Raw genomic sequence first — 16,734 nt, forward strand, 5'->3', positions numbered from 1 at the left:
ACGGTCAGACCCGCTGCTCCCGCAGGTCGGTGACCTCGGCGGCCGGCGCCCAGCCCTGGTAGACGCCGAAGTCGAACACCTCCAGCCGCATGGCCTGGGCCACCGGCCAGCGGCCACCGGTGTACTCCACCCGCAGCCAGGCGTCGTGCTCGCCGAGCACGATGAACGGCTGCCCCTGCCAGGTGCAGGTGGTCCGCACGTACGCCAGGTCCTCGACCTCGCTCGCCGGCAGCACCCGCACGTACCGGCCGGCGCGGACCTCCTCGAAGCCCTCAGCGGGCTCTGGTTGGTACAGCCGGATGTCATCGCCGTCCGGGCTGGCCTGGTACTCCCGGCCCTGCCAACGGGCCACGTAGCCGTCCCGCATCACGCCTCACCGACCTGTCGCCACACGACCGCGTCCGTGTCGAGCACCGCGACCACCCGCTCGGTGCCGTCCACGCCGATCCGCCAGAGCTGCGCACCATGTGGCAGCCGCGCGCTGTCCACCTTGAACTCCGCCACCACGTCGCTGCTCTCGCCCGGGGCGAAGCCGTTGCCCCGGAACGGCGGGCGTTCGATGACCCAGCCCTCCATGGCCCGCATCGCCGGCTCGTTCTGACCGCCGTACGGGATCCGGTAGAGGCTCGGCCGGTGTGCCGGCCAGCGCAGCACGTAGATCTCCTCGGCGTCCCGAGCGAACGGCGAATCCGGGTGGCTGAGGCCGAGCGCGTCGTGCAACTGAGCCGGCGTGGTCAGGTGGGCCAACTCGCCGGCCCGGTGCACGAAACCGGAGACCCGGTCGTACCCCCGCTCCAGGTAGTACGCGAGCTGGCTGGGCGCGATCGCCTTCTGCATCACGGTTGGTCGGGCCGGGTCGACGGCCGCCGGGGCGTACCGGGGGCGAGCGGCGGGCTCCGCCACGACCGGCGTCTCCGCCGCGTCCACCTCCAGGTCGTCGCCGAGCCCCACCTCCGCGGCCCAGTTGGCCAACGCGACGATCTGCTCGCCGGGCAGCTTGGCCCCGACCGGAGTGCCCGGGTTGACGGCGAACGACCAGTCCTCGTCCGGCCAGCGCCGGATCAGTTGGGCGAACTTCACCCGGACCGTGTCGACGTCGCCCTCGGCGTGGTCGGCGAGGCGCTCCGGGGAGGTGTAGACCACCACGTACGTCTCGCCGTCCAACTGCTCGGTGCGCCAGACGAAACCCGGGTCGCCGGGGCGGCTGCCCCGCACCGAATCCGGGGCGGCCGGCAGCAGGACCCGGGCCAGCAGCAGCGTGGACAGGAACGTGTCCGTGCTGCCGGCACCGGCCGCGCCGAGCAGGTCCTCCTCGACCGTGTTGGCGGGCAGGAACTCGACCGGTGCCCGCCCGTGCTGCTCGTCGCCGTCCGGGACCGTGCGCTCCGCACTGTCGTCGGCGTCGGGCCGCGCCGGCTCCGCCCCGCTGCCCGTCCGAGGTCGCGGCGCCTGCCCGCCGACATCGTCGGCGACCCGATCCGCGCCGTCTACGCCGACCGGTGGTCCGGCGAGGTCGGCGCGATCTTCGCCGTCCTGCCCGCCGACGCGGTCGTCAACGCGCACGCCACCCCAGCCACCGTCCGCCGGGCCGCCGCCCACACCGGCCTCCGCTGGGCCGAACAGGCCCAGCCCAGAGGATCCCGGGCCGGACGACGCCGGACCGAACTGGTCCGGGCCGGAAGTGGGCGGGGCTGTGGGCTCCGGACCGAACTGGCCCAGTCCGGTGGACGGCGGGGCTGTGGGCTCCGGGACGGACGCCGCCGAGCCGAACGGGCCCGGACCGGTGGACGGCGGGGCTGTGGGCTCCGGGGCGAACGCTGCCGGACCGAACTGGCCCGGACTGGACGAGGGCGCGGCGGCGGACTGCGGACCGGACCGCCAGGCGGCGTCGGCCGGGCCCTCGGCCTCGGCCGGGTCGGGGAGGTCACGGGACTCGATGATGGTGCCCTCGATGACGATGGGCGTGAAGCCGCGGCGCGGCGCGGGCGGGCCGGAGACCGGTTCCGCGATGGACGCCGGCAGCTCCTCCCCCGGCTCGAACCGGCCCGAATCGCCCGTTCGGCGGCGCGGAATCGCCTGGGTCTCGTCCGCCGAGGGATCGGTTCGCCCGAGTCGGGTCAGCGGCACCTCGCCGGTGGGTCGACCGGGCACCCGGAAGGCACGGGTGGGCTCCTCGGCCAACGGACCGGACCGGCGGGGTGGCAGTGGCTGGGTGGGTTCGTCGTCGGGTGCCGGCGCTCGTACCCCCCGGGACGCGCCAGGGTCGACGGCCGGGGGCCGCAGCGGCCGGGTGGCGTCCGGATCCGGCATCGGGAAGGCCCGGGTCGCGTTGTCGCCGCCCGGCCCGTCCGCGGGGCGGCGGCGCGGGAAGGGCTGGCTGCCCGGCCCGAACCGGGACGGCGGAACCGCGCGGTCGCCGGGCCGGCCCTCGCCCGGGGCCGGGCCGGTGGTCCGGCCCCGGCCGGACGCCGGTTCGAAGAAGGAGCGTCGGCCGCTCTCGGCGCTGCTGTTGCCAGCGGCCGGACCGTTGCTGAGGGCTGGACCGTTGCCGGCGGCCGGGCCGTTGACGTCGGCACCCGGCCGCTTCGGCGGCGGCCAGCCCGCACCGGCACCGGTTTGGTCGGTGGGGGCGACATTGGGGCTTTCGGCAGGCGCCAGCGGCGTGAACCGGGACGCGGCCGACCGGGACACGCCGGGTATTGCATCGCCCGGCCTGCCGGGACGGGGCGGGCCGGTCGGGTACCGCTGACCAGCGGCGGGCATGTCTTCCCCGCCAGATCGGCGCGTCAGCTCACCTGGGCCGGGCGTCCGGGACGACGTGCCCGGTGCCACCGAGCCGCCCACACGGGGCACCGCGCCCCGCGCTGGCGAGGGCAGCCCGGACGGGGTCGCCGCCGGGTCAAACCCGGACGACGTCGACCCGGTGTCGGGCGGCGCACCCGTGGCGTTCGTGCCGTCCCGACCGGACCCACCGGTCCGGGACCGGGACAGGGTCTCGGCCCGCTCCAGGCGGGCGCGGGCGCCCATGGCGCGGCCGGGCAGCCGGACGTCGCCCCTGGAGAGCTGGGCGACGAACCAGGGCGGTAGGTACCCCTCGACGGGCAACCCCGGGTTGACCGCGAGCCACCACTCCTGGTTGGGCCAGCCGACCGCGAGATCCGTGAACGGGACGCGTCGGTTGCTGCCGGGGTGATCGCCGAGGCAGGCCCGCAGCGCGGCGGCGGAGGTGAAGGCCAGCACGTGGGTCCGGCCGCCGGTGGTCCAGGTGCCCCAGCCGGATGGTGCCTGACCGGGCAGCGCAGGGGCGGCGACCGGCAACAACAGATCGGTGCGGGACAGAAGCCGGAAGTAGAGCTCCTGGTCGTTGGCGCGCAGCGCGTCCCGCATCGCCACCTCGGCCTCCGTGGCCGGCTCCCATTCGGTCACGGCCACCTCTCCTTCCGAGAACAGGCCACAGGTATCGCGTACAACCTACAAGGTGGTACCAAGATCACAATTGCTGGCCGGCGGCGGTCCGCCTGCGCGTCGATGAGGCGATAACATCCCGTTCCGGAGCCGACACGATACGGAGGCCGTCGATGTCCCGGTCGATTGCGCGCCCGGTCCTTGCAGGTCTGACGGCCACACTGCTGACCGGCACGGCCGCCCCGGCCGTCGCCGCCGACGTCGCGCTCCGGGTGGCACCGGCCTGCGCGACCCCACTCGCCCCCGTCCGGCCGGTCACGGCGCTGCCCTGGCCGCAGCAGCGGTACGACCCAGCCCGGCTCGCGCCGCTGGCCACCGGAGCCGGGGTGACGGTGGCGGTGGTCGACTCCGGGGTCGACCGGGTGCATCCCCAACTGGCCGGGCAGGTGCTGGCCGGTACCGACCTGCTCGACCCCGGCGGGGACGGCGGCCGGGACTGCGCCGGGCACGGCACCGGTGTGGCGAGCATCATCGCGGCGGCACCCCAACCGGGCGTCGCCTTCCACGGCCTGGCACCGGGTGCCCGGATCCTGCCGGTGCGGGTGAGTGAGCAGCAGGTGGTGCAGGGGCGGGAGTCGGGGCGCACGGTCAGCGCCAGCGAGTTTGCCCGAGCCATTCGCTGGGCCGTCGACCACGACGCCGACGTGCTGAACCTCTCCGTGGTGCTGTACGCCGACGACCCGGAGGTCCACTCCGCCGTGCGGTACGCGGTCGACCGGAACGTGGTGCTGGTGGCCGCCGCCGGCAACCTGCACGACAACGGGGACCCGCGCCCGTTCCCCGCCGCGTACGACGGGGTGCTCGGGGTGGGAGCGATCGGGGCGGGCGGTGGGCGGGCGACCTTCTCGCAGGCCGGTCCGTACGTCGACCTGGTCGCACCCGGCAGCGAGGTGCTGGCCGCCGCGCCCGGTCAGGGCCACCACCAGGTCGAGGGGACCAGCTACGCGGCGCCGTTCGTGGCTGCCACCGCGGCGCTGCTGCGCCAGTACCGGCCCGAGTTGACCGCCGCCCAGGTGGCGGAGCGGATCGTCGCCACCGCCGATCCGGCACCCGGCGCGGGTCATGGCGGCGGGTACGGCGCTGGTGTGCTGAACCCCTACCGGGCGGTCACCGAGACCGGCGGTGCCCGGCCGGCCGGCCCTCGGGCAGTCGCGGCGCTCGCCGACGACCGGGTCGACCCGGCGCTGGTCGCTCGCCAGGCTCGCCGGGCGACTGCCCGGGACCGGGCGCTGCTGGTCGGTGCCGTGATCGGCACGACGGCGGTTGCCGTGGTGCTGCTCGCCCTGGTGCTGCCCCGAGGTGCGCGCCGGCGGTGGCGCCCGGCCGACCCGGCCTGAACCCGCCAGCCCGCCGCCCCGCTCCGCGGCCCGATCTGAACCCGCCAGCCCGCCGCCCCGCTCCGCGGCCAGGCCTGACCCTGCGAGCCCGCCGCCCCGCTCCGCGACCAGGGGCGGCCGGGGCGCCGACCCGGACATGGTCAGCGCTCCCGGCCCACCGGAATCACTGGAACAGCCCGGTGTTCTTCTTCTCGGTGTCCAGATAGTCGGCGGCGGAGTCGCCCACCGCCAGCCTGATGTCGCGCAGCATCGCCTGGAGGTCCTGTGAGGCGGAGCGCCACCGCGTCTGGCGCTGCTCATACGCCTGCCGGGCCTCGCCCGTCCAGCTCGCCACCAGCGGGGCGGCGTCCCGTTCGAGCTGGCCGAGCTGCGAGTCGAGCGTGTTCAGCGCCTTCTGGATGTCCGCGCCGGCCTGCTGAAGCGCGGCGAAGTTGACGACCAGCACACCGTGGTCCATCGAATCTCCCTCCCGAGCGGGATCAGAGCGGCAGCTGGATGCCGCCGCGGTTGGTGCCGGCCACCCGGCTGGCCGCCTCGTCGTCCGAGACGTCGTACTGCCGGCCGGCGGTGCGGATCGCACCGGCGGTCTCCCGCAGCGCCCGGTGCAGCGCCGCCTGGTCCTGCGACCACTGCTGCTTGACCTGCTCGAACGACCGCCCGCCGGCGCCGCGCCAGGCCTGCTGCAACACCTCCAGCTCGGCCAGCAGGCCGGTCAGCATGGACTGCAACGACTGGTCCACCTGCTCGAACTTCGCGGCGGTCTGCTGCATGACCGCGGCTTCTGCCTGGGTTTGGGACACCCGGACGTCACCTCATCTCCTCGATCGTGACTGGCCGTCGACGCGCCCACCCTGGGGACGCGCCGCTCGCGTGGCCCGGTCGTCGAGCATGGTGGACGCGGGTCAGCGATGAACTTCGTGGCTGACGGTAGCGGCCCGGTAGCGGTTCTGCTACCCCCCGCATCTCCCCTGTGGACAACCACGAGAGCCATCGGTCGCTTACGATGTGCCGCAGCCACGTCGCGGCGCGTGACGGACCGTCGGAGCGGCCGGCCGCCCGGCACGGTCCACTGTCGAGGAGGTGCGGTGCCGGCGATCAGCACCGGAGGACCGCAGCCGGCGATCCCCGCCGGGCCCAGGCCAGGCATTGTCCCGCCGCCCGGGCCGAGCGGGCTCACCGACACCGGCCCGGGTCTTCCCGTCCAGGACGCACCTCACCGACCGCCGCCCCGCACCCGGTGGGCGTCGCTCGGCCGACGCGCGGGGGCCGGGGTGCGCACCGGCCAACTGGTCACCGGGCAGGTCGCGGTGGCGCTCGTCCTCGCCGCCCTGGCCCGGGGCGTCCTGGCCACCCTCGCGGCCCTGCTGGCAGCGGTGCTACTGGTGGCGACCGCCTGGGTCCGGGTCCGGGGCCGTTGGCTCTTCGAGTGGCTGGGCACCGCCGTCGGGCACCTGACCCGTCGCCGGGCGCTGGTCGGGCCGGCCGGCCCGACCGAGTTGCTCAACCTGGTTGCCCCGGGTGCCGTGGTCCGTTCGACGGAGCTGCCCGGCGGACCGGCTGCGGTGCTGGAGGACACCACCGGCCTGGTGGCGCTCCTCGAGCTCGGCGACCCCGGTGACCTGCTCGGCGACGCGTCCCGGGCGATCCCGGCACCGGCCGCGCTGCTGCCCCCGCCCGGGCCGGAGGTACCGCCGCTGCGGATCCAACTGCTGCTCGCCGGGACACCGGCACCCGTTCCGGCGGCGGGCGGCGCGGTCGGCACGTCGTACCGACAGCTCACCGACGGGCGGCTCGCCGGGCGGGAGCGGGCCGTACTGGCGGTCCGGGTGCTACGGGTCGACGGCTGGTCGGAGGAGGATCTGCGCCGGGTGCTCGCCGGCACGCTGCGCCGGCTCGTCCGCCGGCTCGGGCCGCTGACCGCACGGCCGCTCGGCGTACCCGCAGCGCTCCGCGTCCTGGGCGAGCTGGCCCACCACGACGGCCATCCGGTGCGGGAGTCCTGGCCGGTGCTCCGGTCCGGCGCACTGCTCCAGGCCACCTTCCGGCTGATCCAATGGCCGGACGCCCACAGTGCGGGTGCCCGGCGGCTGGTGGCACGACTGCTCGCGCTGCCGGCGACCGCGACGACCGTGTCGCTCTGCGCGGGCCCGCCTTCGGCCACCGGGGTGCCGACCGAGCTGACCGTACGCCTGGCCGCCGGGACGGCGACGGAACTGACCGTGGCCGCCGAGGCGCTGAACCGGCTGGTGACCGGCCTGGGCGGGCAGGTCCGCCGGCTCGACGGCGCGCACCTCGACGGGCTGGCCGGCACGCTGCCGCTCGCGCTCGCCGCCACCGGGGCGCAGCCACGACCGGCGGTGGATGGCTGGGAGCTGACCCTGGGTGAGGCCGGGATGATGGTCGGCGCCAACCGGCACGGCGGTGCGGTCACCGTGCGGCTGTTCCGACCGGAGAGCACCCGCGTGCTGCTGGTGGGCGGGGTACGCGCCGCTCAACTGGTGGCGCTGCGCGCGATGGCGCTGGGCGCCCTGGTGGTGGTGCAGACCGCGCGCCCGCGCGCCTGGGCGCCGTTCGTCCGGGGCGTGGGCGCGCCCGGCGGGACGATCCCGCTGATTCCGCCGGGTCGCCCGGTCGCCGACGGAGTGGGCACCGCGCTGCGGCCGTTGCTGTTGGTGGTCGACTCGGGACCGGTGACGGCCGAGGCCGAGCCGGGCCCGCCGTGGCGGGCCACCCTGGTGGTCCGGGATGAATTGACCCCGGCGGACGTCGACACGCTCAGCCGGGCCGACCTGGCGGTGCTACAACCGCTGGATGCCGCCGAGGCCGCCCTGGCCGGTGCCGCGCTGGGGCTGGGCGGCTCGGCCGAGTGGCTGACCCGGATCCGGGACGACATGGTGGCCGTGGTGAACCGGCGAGCACTGCGGTGGGCGCTGCTCTCCCCCACCCCGATCGAGTCGCAGCTGATTGGGCGGCCGGCGCGCGGCTGAGCCGAACAGATCGTCAACTGGCGGGTTACGCCGGTGGCCGGTCCGTGGCACGATCCCCGCCATGGGTTTTCTGAAAGGGCTGCTGATTCGGCTGGCCACCACGGCGCTGGCCTTCTGGCTGGCCACACTGCTCATTCCAGGCATCATTCTGGAGTCGACCTCCGCGGTCGAGACGGTCACCACGCTGGTCCTGGTGGCGGCGATCTTCGGCGTGGTCAACGCGGTGCTCCAGCCGATCATCAAGACCGTCGGCTGTGGCTTCTACCTGCTGACCCTGGGTCTCATCGCGCTGGTGGTCAACGGCCTGCTGTTCCTGCTCACCAGCTGGATCGCCGACCAGGCCGGGCTGGGGTTCTCGGTGGACGGCTTCTGGCCGGCCGCCGTGCTGGGTGCCCTCTTCGTGAGCATCGTGACCTGGATCCTCGGCGCGGTCCTCGACCGCGACTGACCGGCGACCGCCCCGCACCGACCCGGGTCGTCCGGGGCCCCGGCCACGACCGGAGCCCCGGGCGGTCTGGTGACCACGGATCGGGAATTGGCGTGCGCGGGGACCGCTCGGGTCGGTTAGCCTCGCCGGCGTGTTCTCGCTGACCCGCGCCGACGGCCACCTGCTCAGCACCGACCCCGCCCGACTCGAGCTGGAGCGGGTGCACCGCTGGCTGTCCACCGACGCGTACTGGGCGCTGGGGCGGGACCGGGAGACAGTCGCCCGGGCGTTCGCCGGCTCGCTGCCGTTCGGCGTCTACCGACCTGGGGACGGCCGCCAGGTGGCGGTGGCCCGGGCGGTCACCGACGGCGCCACCTTCGCCTGGCTCTGCGACGTGTACGTGGACCGCTCCGCCCGGGGCAACGGGTTGGGCGGCTGGCTGGCCGGCACGGTCCGCGACCACCTGGCCGAGCTGGGCGTACGCCGGATTCTGCTGGCCACCAACGACGCGCACGAGGTGTACGCGCGGGTGGGCTTCACGCCGTTGGACACCCCGGAGCGGTGGATGCACCTCGATCGGCGGCCAGCGGTGACGCCGGTCACCGGAAAGGAACAAGACGGCAGTTGACCCCTTACGGTGGAGCCGTGACGCCACTCCGCCTGGGATACCTCTACGGCCTCGGCGCGTACCTGCTCTGGGGTTTCTTCCCGCTCTACCTGAAGCTGCTGCGACCGGCCGGCCCGCTGGAGATCCTGGCGCACCGCATCGTCTGGTCGGTCGTCTTCGTGGCCCTGCTGCTGGCCGCGCTGCGCAACATCGGCTTCCTGCGGGCGCTGCTGCGCCGGCCCTGGGCACTGGCCGGGATCGTCGCCGCCGCCGCGCTGATCGCGGTCAACTGGGGCACCTACATCTACGGGGTCAACTCCGACCGGGTGGTGGAGACGGCGCTCGGCTACTTCATCAACCCGCTGGTGGTGGTGCTGCTCGGGGTGACGGTGCTGGGCGAGCGGCTACGCCCGGCGCAGTGGGTGGCACTGGGCATCGGCGCGTCGGCGGTCGCGGTGCTCACCGTGGACTACGGCCGGCTGCCCTGGCTGGCACTGACCCTGGCCTTCAGCTTCGCCGGGTACGGCCTGGTCAAGAAGCGGCTCGGACTGCCCGCCGCAGAGGGGCTCTTCGTCGAGTCGGCGGTGCTGGCGCTGCCCGCGCTGGGCTACCTGGCCTGGCTGACCCGGCGCGCCGAGTCGACCTTCGGGCACGTCTCGGCCGGGCACACCGCGCTGCTGGTGGTGGCCGGTGCGGCCACCGCGATCCCGCTGCTGCTCTTCGCCGGGGCCGCCAACCGCCTGCCGCTGACCAACCTCGGCATGATCCAGTATCTGGCGCCGATCCTTCAGCTCGGCTGCGGCGTGCTGATCTTCCACGAGCCGATGCCGCCGGCCCGCCTCGCCGGCTTCGCGCTGGTCTGGCTCGCCCTGATCGTCTTCACCGCCGACGCCGTCCGCCAGTCGCACCGCACCCGTCTCGCCACCCGCACCCCCTCCCCCTCCCCAAGCCCTGAGCCGGTTACGGGACGGCGAAGGTGAGCAGGGGGGTGCCGTCGGCGCGTTGCAGTTCCACACTGACGAGTTCCGCGTCGGTGAAGCGGGTCGCTCCGGTGAACCGGAGGTCGTCCCCGGGCGCGGCGAGCCAGGAGCCGATCTGCTCGGTGGCACCGTTCGGGCCGTGCGCCACCAGCCGGAACGGGTACGCCTTGCCGTAGCTGGTCCGCGCGTCGTACCCGCAGTGCATGGTCACCTCGGTGCCCCAGTCGGTGCCGGTCAGCCCGATCTCGGCGTGCACCGGCCCGGCGGCGGCCACCGGTCGCATGGCGACCATCGACACCTTCGGCGCGGGCGTGCTGCCCTGGGCACCGGGGGTGTCGGGCGGGCCGGCCGGGCGGGGTAGCACCGCGCCCGTGCCGACACCGACCACCAGAGCCAGCGCGGCGGCGGCCAGGGTGGTCAGCGCATACCGCCGACGGGTCGCGGAGCGTTCACGGCGACCGCGGTTGCGGGCCTCCTCCAGCAACGCGGGCGCCCGGGCGGCGGTCGGTGGCGGCAGGAACTGCTCCAACCCCGCCGGGTCGAGGCGGCCGAGCAGCCCGGGCAGTACGGCGATCTCGGCGACGGCGTCCCGGCAGGAGGCGCAGCCGGCGAGGTGCCGCTCGTAGGCCGCCCGCTCGGCGGGGGCGAGGGCACCCAGCACGTACGCGCCATCGTCGTGCGCGAACTCGCACCGGGTCATCCCGTCACTCCCATCTCAGCCAGGACCAACCGTAGTGAGCGCAGCGCGTAGTGGGTGCGCGACTTCACGGTGCCCGGTGGCACGCCCAGCCGGGACGCCGCCTCGGCCACCGACCGTCCCTGGTAGAAGCACTCGACCAGCACCTCCCGATGGGTGGGGCTGAGCCGGTTCAGCGCCTCGGCGACCGTCCACGCCTCCACCGCGCGTTCGGCCTCGTCGACCACCTCCGGCGGTTCGGGCAGCTCGTTGGTGAACACCTCGCCGACCCGGGTCGATCGTCGCCGCCAGGCGTCGATGGCGAGGTTGCGGGCCGTGGTGAAGAGCCAGGCCCGCACCGAGCCGCGGCGCGGGTCGAGCGACTCCGGGTGTCGCCAGGCCCGCAGCAGCGTCTCCTGCACCAGGTCCTCGGCCCGCTGCCGGTCCCCGTTGACCAGCCGCAGGGCGTGTGCGTACAGCGCCTCCGCGTGCTCGTCATGCAGCGCGCGCAGCAGTTGGGCGTCATGGTCGCTGATGGCGGTCTCCTCGCTTCCGGCGCGCGTCCGGCGGTGCGTCCGCTCGTGAATACGTGCGGTCATGCCGATCGGTTCAGCCCGAGGTCAGACCGGCTGTGCGTCGACCGGCACCGGCGACTTGTTCACGTCTGGTTCACATTGCGGCCGACGAGCGCTCACCGCGTCCTCCTAGCGTCCGGCAGGTACGCCTGCCGATGCCTGATCCAGCAGTGCCACTGACCTTCCCAGGAGGCTTCTCCCATGAGCGACCGTCCCCGGCTGCTCCCGCTGTTGGGTGCCAACCGCCACGGCACCCGCGACGCCATGACCTGTCTCTACCGCTGTGGAAACGCCTGCGACCACCCGGTCCCGAACACCTCCGACAACGCGTACTTCGGAGACGTGGTGAACGCGGAGGTCTCGCGGCGCGGCGTCGTCCGGGCCGGCGCGGTCGGTGCGCTGGTGCTCGGTTTCGGTGGTGCCGCGGCCGGTGCGCTGGCCGGCGCCGCCCCGGCCATGGCAGCCCCCGCCACCCCGGATCTCCCGGACGTCCCGGAGTCCTTCGGCTTCGGACGTCCCACCACCGGCGTCGGCAGCGGGGCGCTGAGCTTCAAGCCGATCCCGCCGAACAAGTTGGACACCCTGGTCGTACCGAACGGGTACGACCACGCCGTGGTGATCAAGTGGGGTGACCCGGTGGTGCCGGGCGCGCCCGAGTTCAACGTGCACAAGCAGACCGCCGCAGCGCAGTCCAAGCAGTTCGGCTACAACAACGACTTCGTGGGCGTGCTGCCGCTGGACAAGCGGGGCAACCGGGCGCTGCTCGTGGTCAACCACGAGTACACCAACGAGGACCTGATGTTCCCGGGCTTCCCCGGCCTGGACGGGCTCTCGGTGGAGCAGCTGCGCACCGCGATGGCCGCGCACGGCATGTCCGTGGTGGAGCTGGAGCGGGTCGCCGGCACCGGGCAGTGGAAGCCGGTCGAGAACGGCCGGCGGCCGTACAACCGGCGGGTCACCGCGCTCGGCACGAAGTTCGACCTGACCGGCCCGGCCGCCGGCTCGGCCTGGCTGAAGACCGCCGCCGACCCGAAGGGCCGTACGGTCGTCGGCACGCTGAACAACTGCGCCGGCGGCGTGACCCCGTGGGGCACGGTGCTCTCCGGCGAGGAGAACTTCAACCAGTACTTCGTCGGTGCCGACGGCGTCCCGGCGGAGCTGAAGCCGAAGATGGACCGGTACGGCATCAGCACCGCAACCCGTTACCCCAGCGGCAGCCGCAAGTGGGAGCGCGCCGACGAGCGTTTCGACCTGGCGAAGCACCCGAACGAGGCGCACCGGTTCGGCTGGATCGTCGAGATCGACCCGTTCGACCCGGAGAGCCGCCCGCGTAAGCACACCGCGATGGGCCGGTTCAAGCACGAGGGCGCGAACGTGATCGTCACGAAGGACGGGCACGTGGTCGCGTACATGGGCGACGACGAGCGGTTCGACTACCTCTACAAGTTCGTCTCGGACAAGAAGTTCCTGAAGGGCAACTCCTGGGCCGCCCGCAAGCACAACCTGACCCTGCTGGAGTCCGGCACGCTCTACGTCGCGCAGCTGGACCAGACCAGCGCCGGCGAGATCGACGGCTCGGGCAAGCTCCCCAGTGACGGCGCGTTCAACGGCCGGGGCCGCTGGATCAAGCTGGTCAGCGGCAACCGCTCGTACGTCGACGGGATGACCGCCGCGGACGTGCTCACCTTCACCCGGCTCGCTGGCGACAAGGTCGGCGCGACCAAGATGGACCGCCCGGAGGACGTCGAGCCGAGCCTGCTGACCGGCAAGGTGTACGTGGCGCTGACGAACAACACCAACCGGGGCGTCGGCAGCAGCCCGAAGGCGGACGAGGCCAACCCGCGGACCGCCAACAAGCACGGGCAGATCCTGGAGCTGGTCGAGGACCGCGGCGACAACGCTGCCGAGACCTTCGCCTGGTCGCTGCCGATCGTCTGCGGCGACCCGACCGACCCGTCGACCTTCTTCGCCGGGTACGACAAGACCAAGGTCTCCCCGATCTCCTGCCCGGACAACGTCGCCTTCGACGCCACCGGCAACCTGTGGATCTCCACGGACGGCAACGCGCTGGGCAGCAACGACGGCCTCTTCGCCACCGCCGTGGAGGGCCCGGAGCGGGGTCACCTCAAGCAGTTCCTGACCGTGCCGCTCGGCGCCGAGACCTGCGGCCCGTTCATCACCGGTGACAACCGCTCGGTCTTCGTCGCCGTGCAGCACCCGGGTGAGATCACCGGCGCATCGGTGGAGAACCCGGCCTCGAACTGGCCGGACGGCGACTACGCCAAGCCGGGCGTGGTGGTCACCTGGCGCCTCGACGGCGGCCCGGTGGGCAGCTGACGTTACTCCGGCGGTCCGGCGCTGGACCGCCACCAGAGGCCCTCTCCCAGCCCGGGAGAGGGCCTCTCGGCGTCGTGGGGTCAGTGGTCGGCGGCGATGCCGTCGGCGACGGCCCGGGCGACCGTGAGCAGCTTGGCCCGGACCACCCGGGCGGAGGTCATCATCTCGCCGGCCGGCAGCGCGCAGGCCAGCACGACCCGCCGTTCCATGTCCTTGTCCGGCGAGACCAGCACCGCCGCGCAGGCCACCCCCTGGCGGAACTGCCCCAGCTCCAACTGCATGCCGCGCCGGTCGCCGGCGGCCAGGTCGGCCTCGAACGTCTCGGTGCTGGTCAGGGTGGCGGTGGTGAACGGGCGCATGCCGTACTCCCGCAGGTAGCGGAAGCGTTGTTCGGTGGTGAGGGTGGCGAGCAGGGACTTGCCGAGGGCGGTGGCGTGTGCCCCCTCGTCGAAGCCGGGGACCAGGTCCTCCAGGTAGGGCGAGCGGTGCCCCTCGGCGACCGCTGTGAGGGCCACCTGGCCGCCGACGAAGCGGCCCAGGTAGTGGCTGTAGCCGGTGTCGGCTGCGGCCCGCCGCAGCGTCTCACCGACGGCTGGCGGGCCACGGAACGCGGTGACCAGTTCGCGGTAGCGGTCCGCCACCTCCAGCCCCACGATGTACGTGCCGTCCTCCCGACGGATCACGTAGCCCTCGTAGGCGAGGGTGCGGACCAGGTGGTACGTGGTGGCCACGGTCAACTCGCACCGCCGGGCGATCTGCTTGACGGTCAGGCCCTTCGGGGCGCGACCGACCGACTCCAGCACCCGCAGCGCTCGGGACACGCTGCGGATCAGGTCCGAAGGTTCTGCCAAGGGGTCGCGCACAACCACCTCCGCCGCCAGGGACTTACACCATATGAAAAACAGGCCCGGTGCGAAATGCCTGTTCGGGTCGAGGATGCCAGATCGTCATCAACACGTCGTACCCCGCCGGTCACCAGGAGTGATCCGAGAACGGTTCACGTAGGTTTGTCGACGATGACCGACACCGCCCTCACCTCCGCCCCGGGCACCGCCCCGGCCCGCCCGATCCGGGTCAGCGCCGGCGCCGTCGCCACCACCATCGCCTGCGTGCTGCCCGTCTTCCTGCTCGGCGGCCTCGCCGTGCAGATGGGCGCGGACCTCGGCTTCTCCCCGGCTGGCCTGGGCCTGGCCGTGGCCGTCTACTTCGGGATCAGCGCGCTGGCCTCGGTGCCCTCCGGCCGCCTGGTCGAGCGCTACGGGCCGGCCGTGGTGGCCCGCTGCGGCATCCTCCTGGCCGCCGGGTCGATGCTTGCCGTGGCGGCGCTCGCCCGGTCGTACCCGGTGCTGGTCGGGCTGCTGGCGCTCAGCGCCGCCGCGAACGCCCTCGGCCAGTTGGCCAGCAACGCCGCACTGGCGCAGCACGTGCCGGCTCGCCGGCAGGGGCTGTCGTTCGGTGTCAAGCAGGCCGCCATCCCGGTCTCCACCCTGCTGGCCGGGGCAGCGGTGCCCACCGTCGCGCTCACCGCCGGCTGGCGTTGGGCGTTCGTGGCCGCCGCCGGCGCGGCGCTGACGACGCTGCCCGCCGTACCCCGGCAGGAGCGCGGCCGTGCCCGGCGGGCCGGCGCCGGGCGCGCGGGCCGGGCCACGATGGCGCTGGTGGTGATCGGTGCGGCGGCGGCGCTGGCTGCCGCCGCGGCGAACGCGCTCGGCACCTTCCTGGTGGACTCCGCGGCCGCCCGGGGCCTGTCACCGGGTCTCGCCGGCCTCACCCTGACCCTGGGCAGCGCCGTCTGTGTGCTGGCCCGGGTCGGCGCCGGCTGGCTGGCCGACCGACGCGCCAGCGGCCACGTGGCACTGATCGCCGCGATGCTGGTGGTCGGCGCGGCCGGGCTCGGCCTGCTCGCCCTGACCGGGGCGGTGCCGCTGGTGGCTGGCGTGGTGCTCGGCTTCGGCCTCGGATGGGCCTGGCCCGGCCTGATGAACTTCGCGGTGGTCCGGCTCCACCCGCAGGCCCCGGCCGCCGCCACCTCGATCACCCAGACCGGGGTGTACGCGGGCGGCTGCCTCGGTCCACTGACCCTCGGCCCGCTCGCCGCCCACCTCGGCTACCCGACGATGTGGACCACGGCTGCGGTGGCCATGCTGCTCGCCGCCGCCCTCATGCTCGTCGGCAGCCGCCTGTTGACGCGCACCGCCGCCGGGGCGGGTCGGAGCGGGGATTAGCTGGTGCGGTCGGCGATGTAGTCGCAGAGCGATTCGAGGGCCTGGCGGGACGGGCCCTTCGGAAGCGGGGCCAGGCGCCCCCGGGCGTCCTCGGCGTAGCTGCGCACGGTCTCCCGGGCCCGCTTGAGCGCCGGGCTCTCCCGGAGCAGCCCCAGCGCCTCGGCGTGCAGCGCGTCGTCGGTCAGCGGGCCGGTGGCCAGGATCTCCCGCAGCCGCACCGAGGACGCGTCGGAGTCGTCCGCAGCGCGCGCGTAGAGCACCGGCAGCGTCGGAACGCCCTCACGCAGGTCCGTGCCGGGTGTCTTGCCCGACTGCATCGAGTCGGAGGCGATGTCCAGCAGGTCGTCGGAGAGCTGGAACGCGACGCCGATGGTCTCGCCGTACCCGGCCAGCGCCTCGATGTGCTCGGTGGAGGCTCCACTGAACATGCCGCCGAACTGGGCCGACGTGGCGATCAGGGAGCCGGTCTTCTCGGCGATCACGTGCAGGTAGTGCGTGACCGGGTCATCGTCGGCGCGCGGCCCCACGGTCTCCGCGATCTGGCCGTGCACCAGCCGGGCGAAGGTGCGCGCCTGCAACCGGACCGCCTCGGGGCCCAGCTCGGCCGAGATGTCCGCAGCGCGGGCGAAGAGGTAGTCGCCGACCAGGATGGCGACCGAGTTGGTCCAACGGGAGTTCGCGCTCGGCGCGCCCCGGCGCACGGCGGCCTCGTCCATCACGTCGTCGTGGTAGAGGGTGGCCAGGTGGGTGAGCTCCATCACCACGGCCGCAGGGACCACCTGCGGGCTGGTCGGGTCACCGAACTGGGCGCCCAGCGCCACCAGCAGCGGCCGGAACCGCTTCCCGCCGGCCTCGACGAGGTGCCGGGCGGCCTCGGTGACGAACGGGTCGGCGCTGGCCACACTGGCCCGCAGATCGACTTCGACCGCGTCCAGCAGACCCAGCACACATGCCTCGACGCGGGGATCGGCGAGATGGAGGCCGAGCGCGCCGAACTGACTCGTGCTCGCCCGACCCCGACGACCGCCGGAGCCGGTGGCACCTGAACGCTCGCCAGCCGGAATCACCACGCTATCAACCATGCCACACCCGTTCTACCTGCTCCGGGTCGGGGATAT

15 protein-coding genes are annotated in these 16,734 nt (G+C 73.9%); 7 read left to right on the plus strand and 8 right to left on the minus strand.

The window, feature by feature from the left end:
• Positions 1-4: 4 nt before the first annotated feature.
• Entirely contained in the window at positions 5-370 is a 366-nt protein-coding gene (locus tag OG990_RS27480) for a hypothetical protein (protein ID WP_328422671.1), read from the minus strand.
• The gene (locus tag OG990_RS27485) at positions 367-3,426 is read right to left on the minus strand and encodes an SseB family protein (protein ID WP_406077622.1); all 3,060 of its coding nucleotides are present in this window, start codon (positions 3,424-3,426) and stop codon (positions 367-369) included. The genes OG990_RS27480 and OG990_RS27485 overlap by 4 nt, the downstream gene beginning before the upstream one ends.
• A 152-nt stretch (positions 3,427-3,578) precedes the next feature.
• Between OG990_RS27485 and mycP the strand changes: the two genes are divergently transcribed.
• The gene (gene mycP, locus OG990_RS27490) at positions 3,579-4,802 is read left to right on the plus strand and encodes a type VII secretion-associated serine protease mycosin (protein ID WP_328422667.1); all 1,224 of its coding nucleotides are present in this window, start codon (positions 3,579-3,581) and stop codon (positions 4,800-4,802) included.
• A gap of 163 nt (positions 4,803-4,965) precedes the next feature.
• Here the strand turns inward: mycP and OG990_RS27495 are convergent, their stop codons facing one another.
• A complete protein-coding gene (locus OG990_RS27495; RefSeq protein WP_406077623.1) occupies positions 4,966-5,259 on the minus strand; it encodes a WXG100 family type VII secretion target in 294 nt (97 codons plus the stop codon).
• A gap of 22 nt (positions 5,260-5,281) precedes the next feature.
• Positions 5,282-5,602, minus strand: a complete 321-nt coding sequence (locus tag OG990_RS27500; protein WP_088986744.1) for a WXG100 family type VII secretion target — start codon at positions 5,600-5,602, stop codon at positions 5,282-5,284.
• 285 nt (positions 5,603-5,887) lie between these two features.
• On the opposite strand from OG990_RS27500, the gene eccE reads away from it, so the two are divergent.
• The 4 genes from eccE (at position 5,888) to rarD (ending at position 9,803) form a co-directional block, all read left to right on the plus strand.
• Positions 5,888-7,789 (plus strand): type VII secretion protein EccE, encoded by a 1,902-nt coding sequence (gene eccE / locus OG990_RS27505; protein ID WP_406077624.1) that lies wholly within the window; start codon positions 5,888-5,890, stop codon positions 7,787-7,789.
• A 61-nt stretch (positions 7,790-7,850) separates the two neighbouring features.
• Positions 7,851-8,237 (plus strand): phage holin family protein, encoded by a 387-nt coding sequence (locus OG990_RS27510; RefSeq protein ID WP_328422659.1) that lies wholly within the window; start codon positions 7,851-7,853, stop codon positions 8,235-8,237.
• A 130-nt stretch (positions 8,238-8,367) separates the two neighbouring features.
• Positions 8,368-8,844 (plus strand): GNAT family N-acetyltransferase, encoded by a 477-nt coding sequence (locus OG990_RS27515; RefSeq protein ID WP_328422657.1) that lies wholly within the window; start codon positions 8,368-8,370, stop codon positions 8,842-8,844.
• Between the two features lie 17 nt (positions 8,845-8,861).
• Complete coding sequence (gene rarD / locus OG990_RS27520) at positions 8,862-9,803, plus strand: EamA family transporter RarD (protein WP_328422655.1); 942 nt, start codon at positions 8,862-8,864, stop codon at positions 9,801-9,803.
• Here the strand turns inward: rarD and OG990_RS27525 are convergent.
• Together OG990_RS27525 and OG990_RS27530 are read right to left on the minus strand one after the other, a co-directional pair.
• Positions 9,784-10,503, minus strand: a complete 720-nt coding sequence (locus OG990_RS27525) for an anti-sigma factor family protein (protein WP_406077625.1) — start codon at positions 10,501-10,503, stop codon at positions 9,784-9,786. The two genes, rarD and OG990_RS27525, sit on opposite strands and share 20 nt — an antisense overlap.
• The gene (locus OG990_RS27530; protein ID WP_328422651.1) at positions 10,500-11,078 is read right to left on the minus strand and encodes a sigma-70 family RNA polymerase sigma factor; all 579 of its coding nucleotides are present in this window, start codon (positions 11,076-11,078) and stop codon (positions 10,500-10,502) included. Before OG990_RS27530 ends, OG990_RS27525 begins: the two co-directional genes overlap by 4 nt.
• 177 nt (positions 11,079-11,255) lie before the next feature.
• Between OG990_RS27530 and OG990_RS27535 the strand changes: the two genes are divergently transcribed.
• The gene (locus tag OG990_RS27535) at positions 11,256-13,391 is read left to right on the plus strand and encodes a PhoX family protein (RefSeq protein ID WP_406077626.1); all 2,136 of its coding nucleotides are present in this window, start codon (positions 11,256-11,258) and stop codon (positions 13,389-13,391) included.
• Between the two features lie 80 nt (positions 13,392-13,471).
• On the opposite strand, the gene OG990_RS27540 is transcribed toward OG990_RS27535, so the two are convergent.
• Entirely contained in the window at positions 13,472-14,254 is a 783-nt protein-coding gene (locus OG990_RS27540; RefSeq protein WP_328422648.1) for an IclR family transcriptional regulator C-terminal domain-containing protein, read from the minus strand.
• A gap of 153 nt (positions 14,255-14,407) precedes the next feature.
• Between OG990_RS27540 and OG990_RS27545 the strand changes: the two genes are divergently transcribed.
• Positions 14,408-15,616, plus strand: coding sequence for an MFS transporter (locus OG990_RS27545; protein ID WP_386985712.1), 1,209 nt, complete (start codon positions 14,408-14,410; stop codon positions 15,614-15,616).
• Here the strand turns inward: OG990_RS27545 and OG990_RS27550 are convergent.
• Positions 15,613-16,698, minus strand: a complete 1,086-nt coding sequence (locus OG990_RS27550; RefSeq protein ID WP_386985714.1) for a polyprenyl synthetase family protein — start codon at positions 16,696-16,698, stop codon at positions 15,613-15,615. The genes OG990_RS27545 and OG990_RS27550 overlap by 4 nt on opposite strands.
• Positions 16,699-16,734 lie beyond the last annotated feature (36 nt).

The sequence above is a fragment of the Micromonospora sp. NBC_00858 genome (genome assembly GCF_045207365.1).
Classification (GTDB): Bacteria; Actinomycetota; Actinomycetes; order Mycobacteriales; family Micromonosporaceae; genus Micromonospora.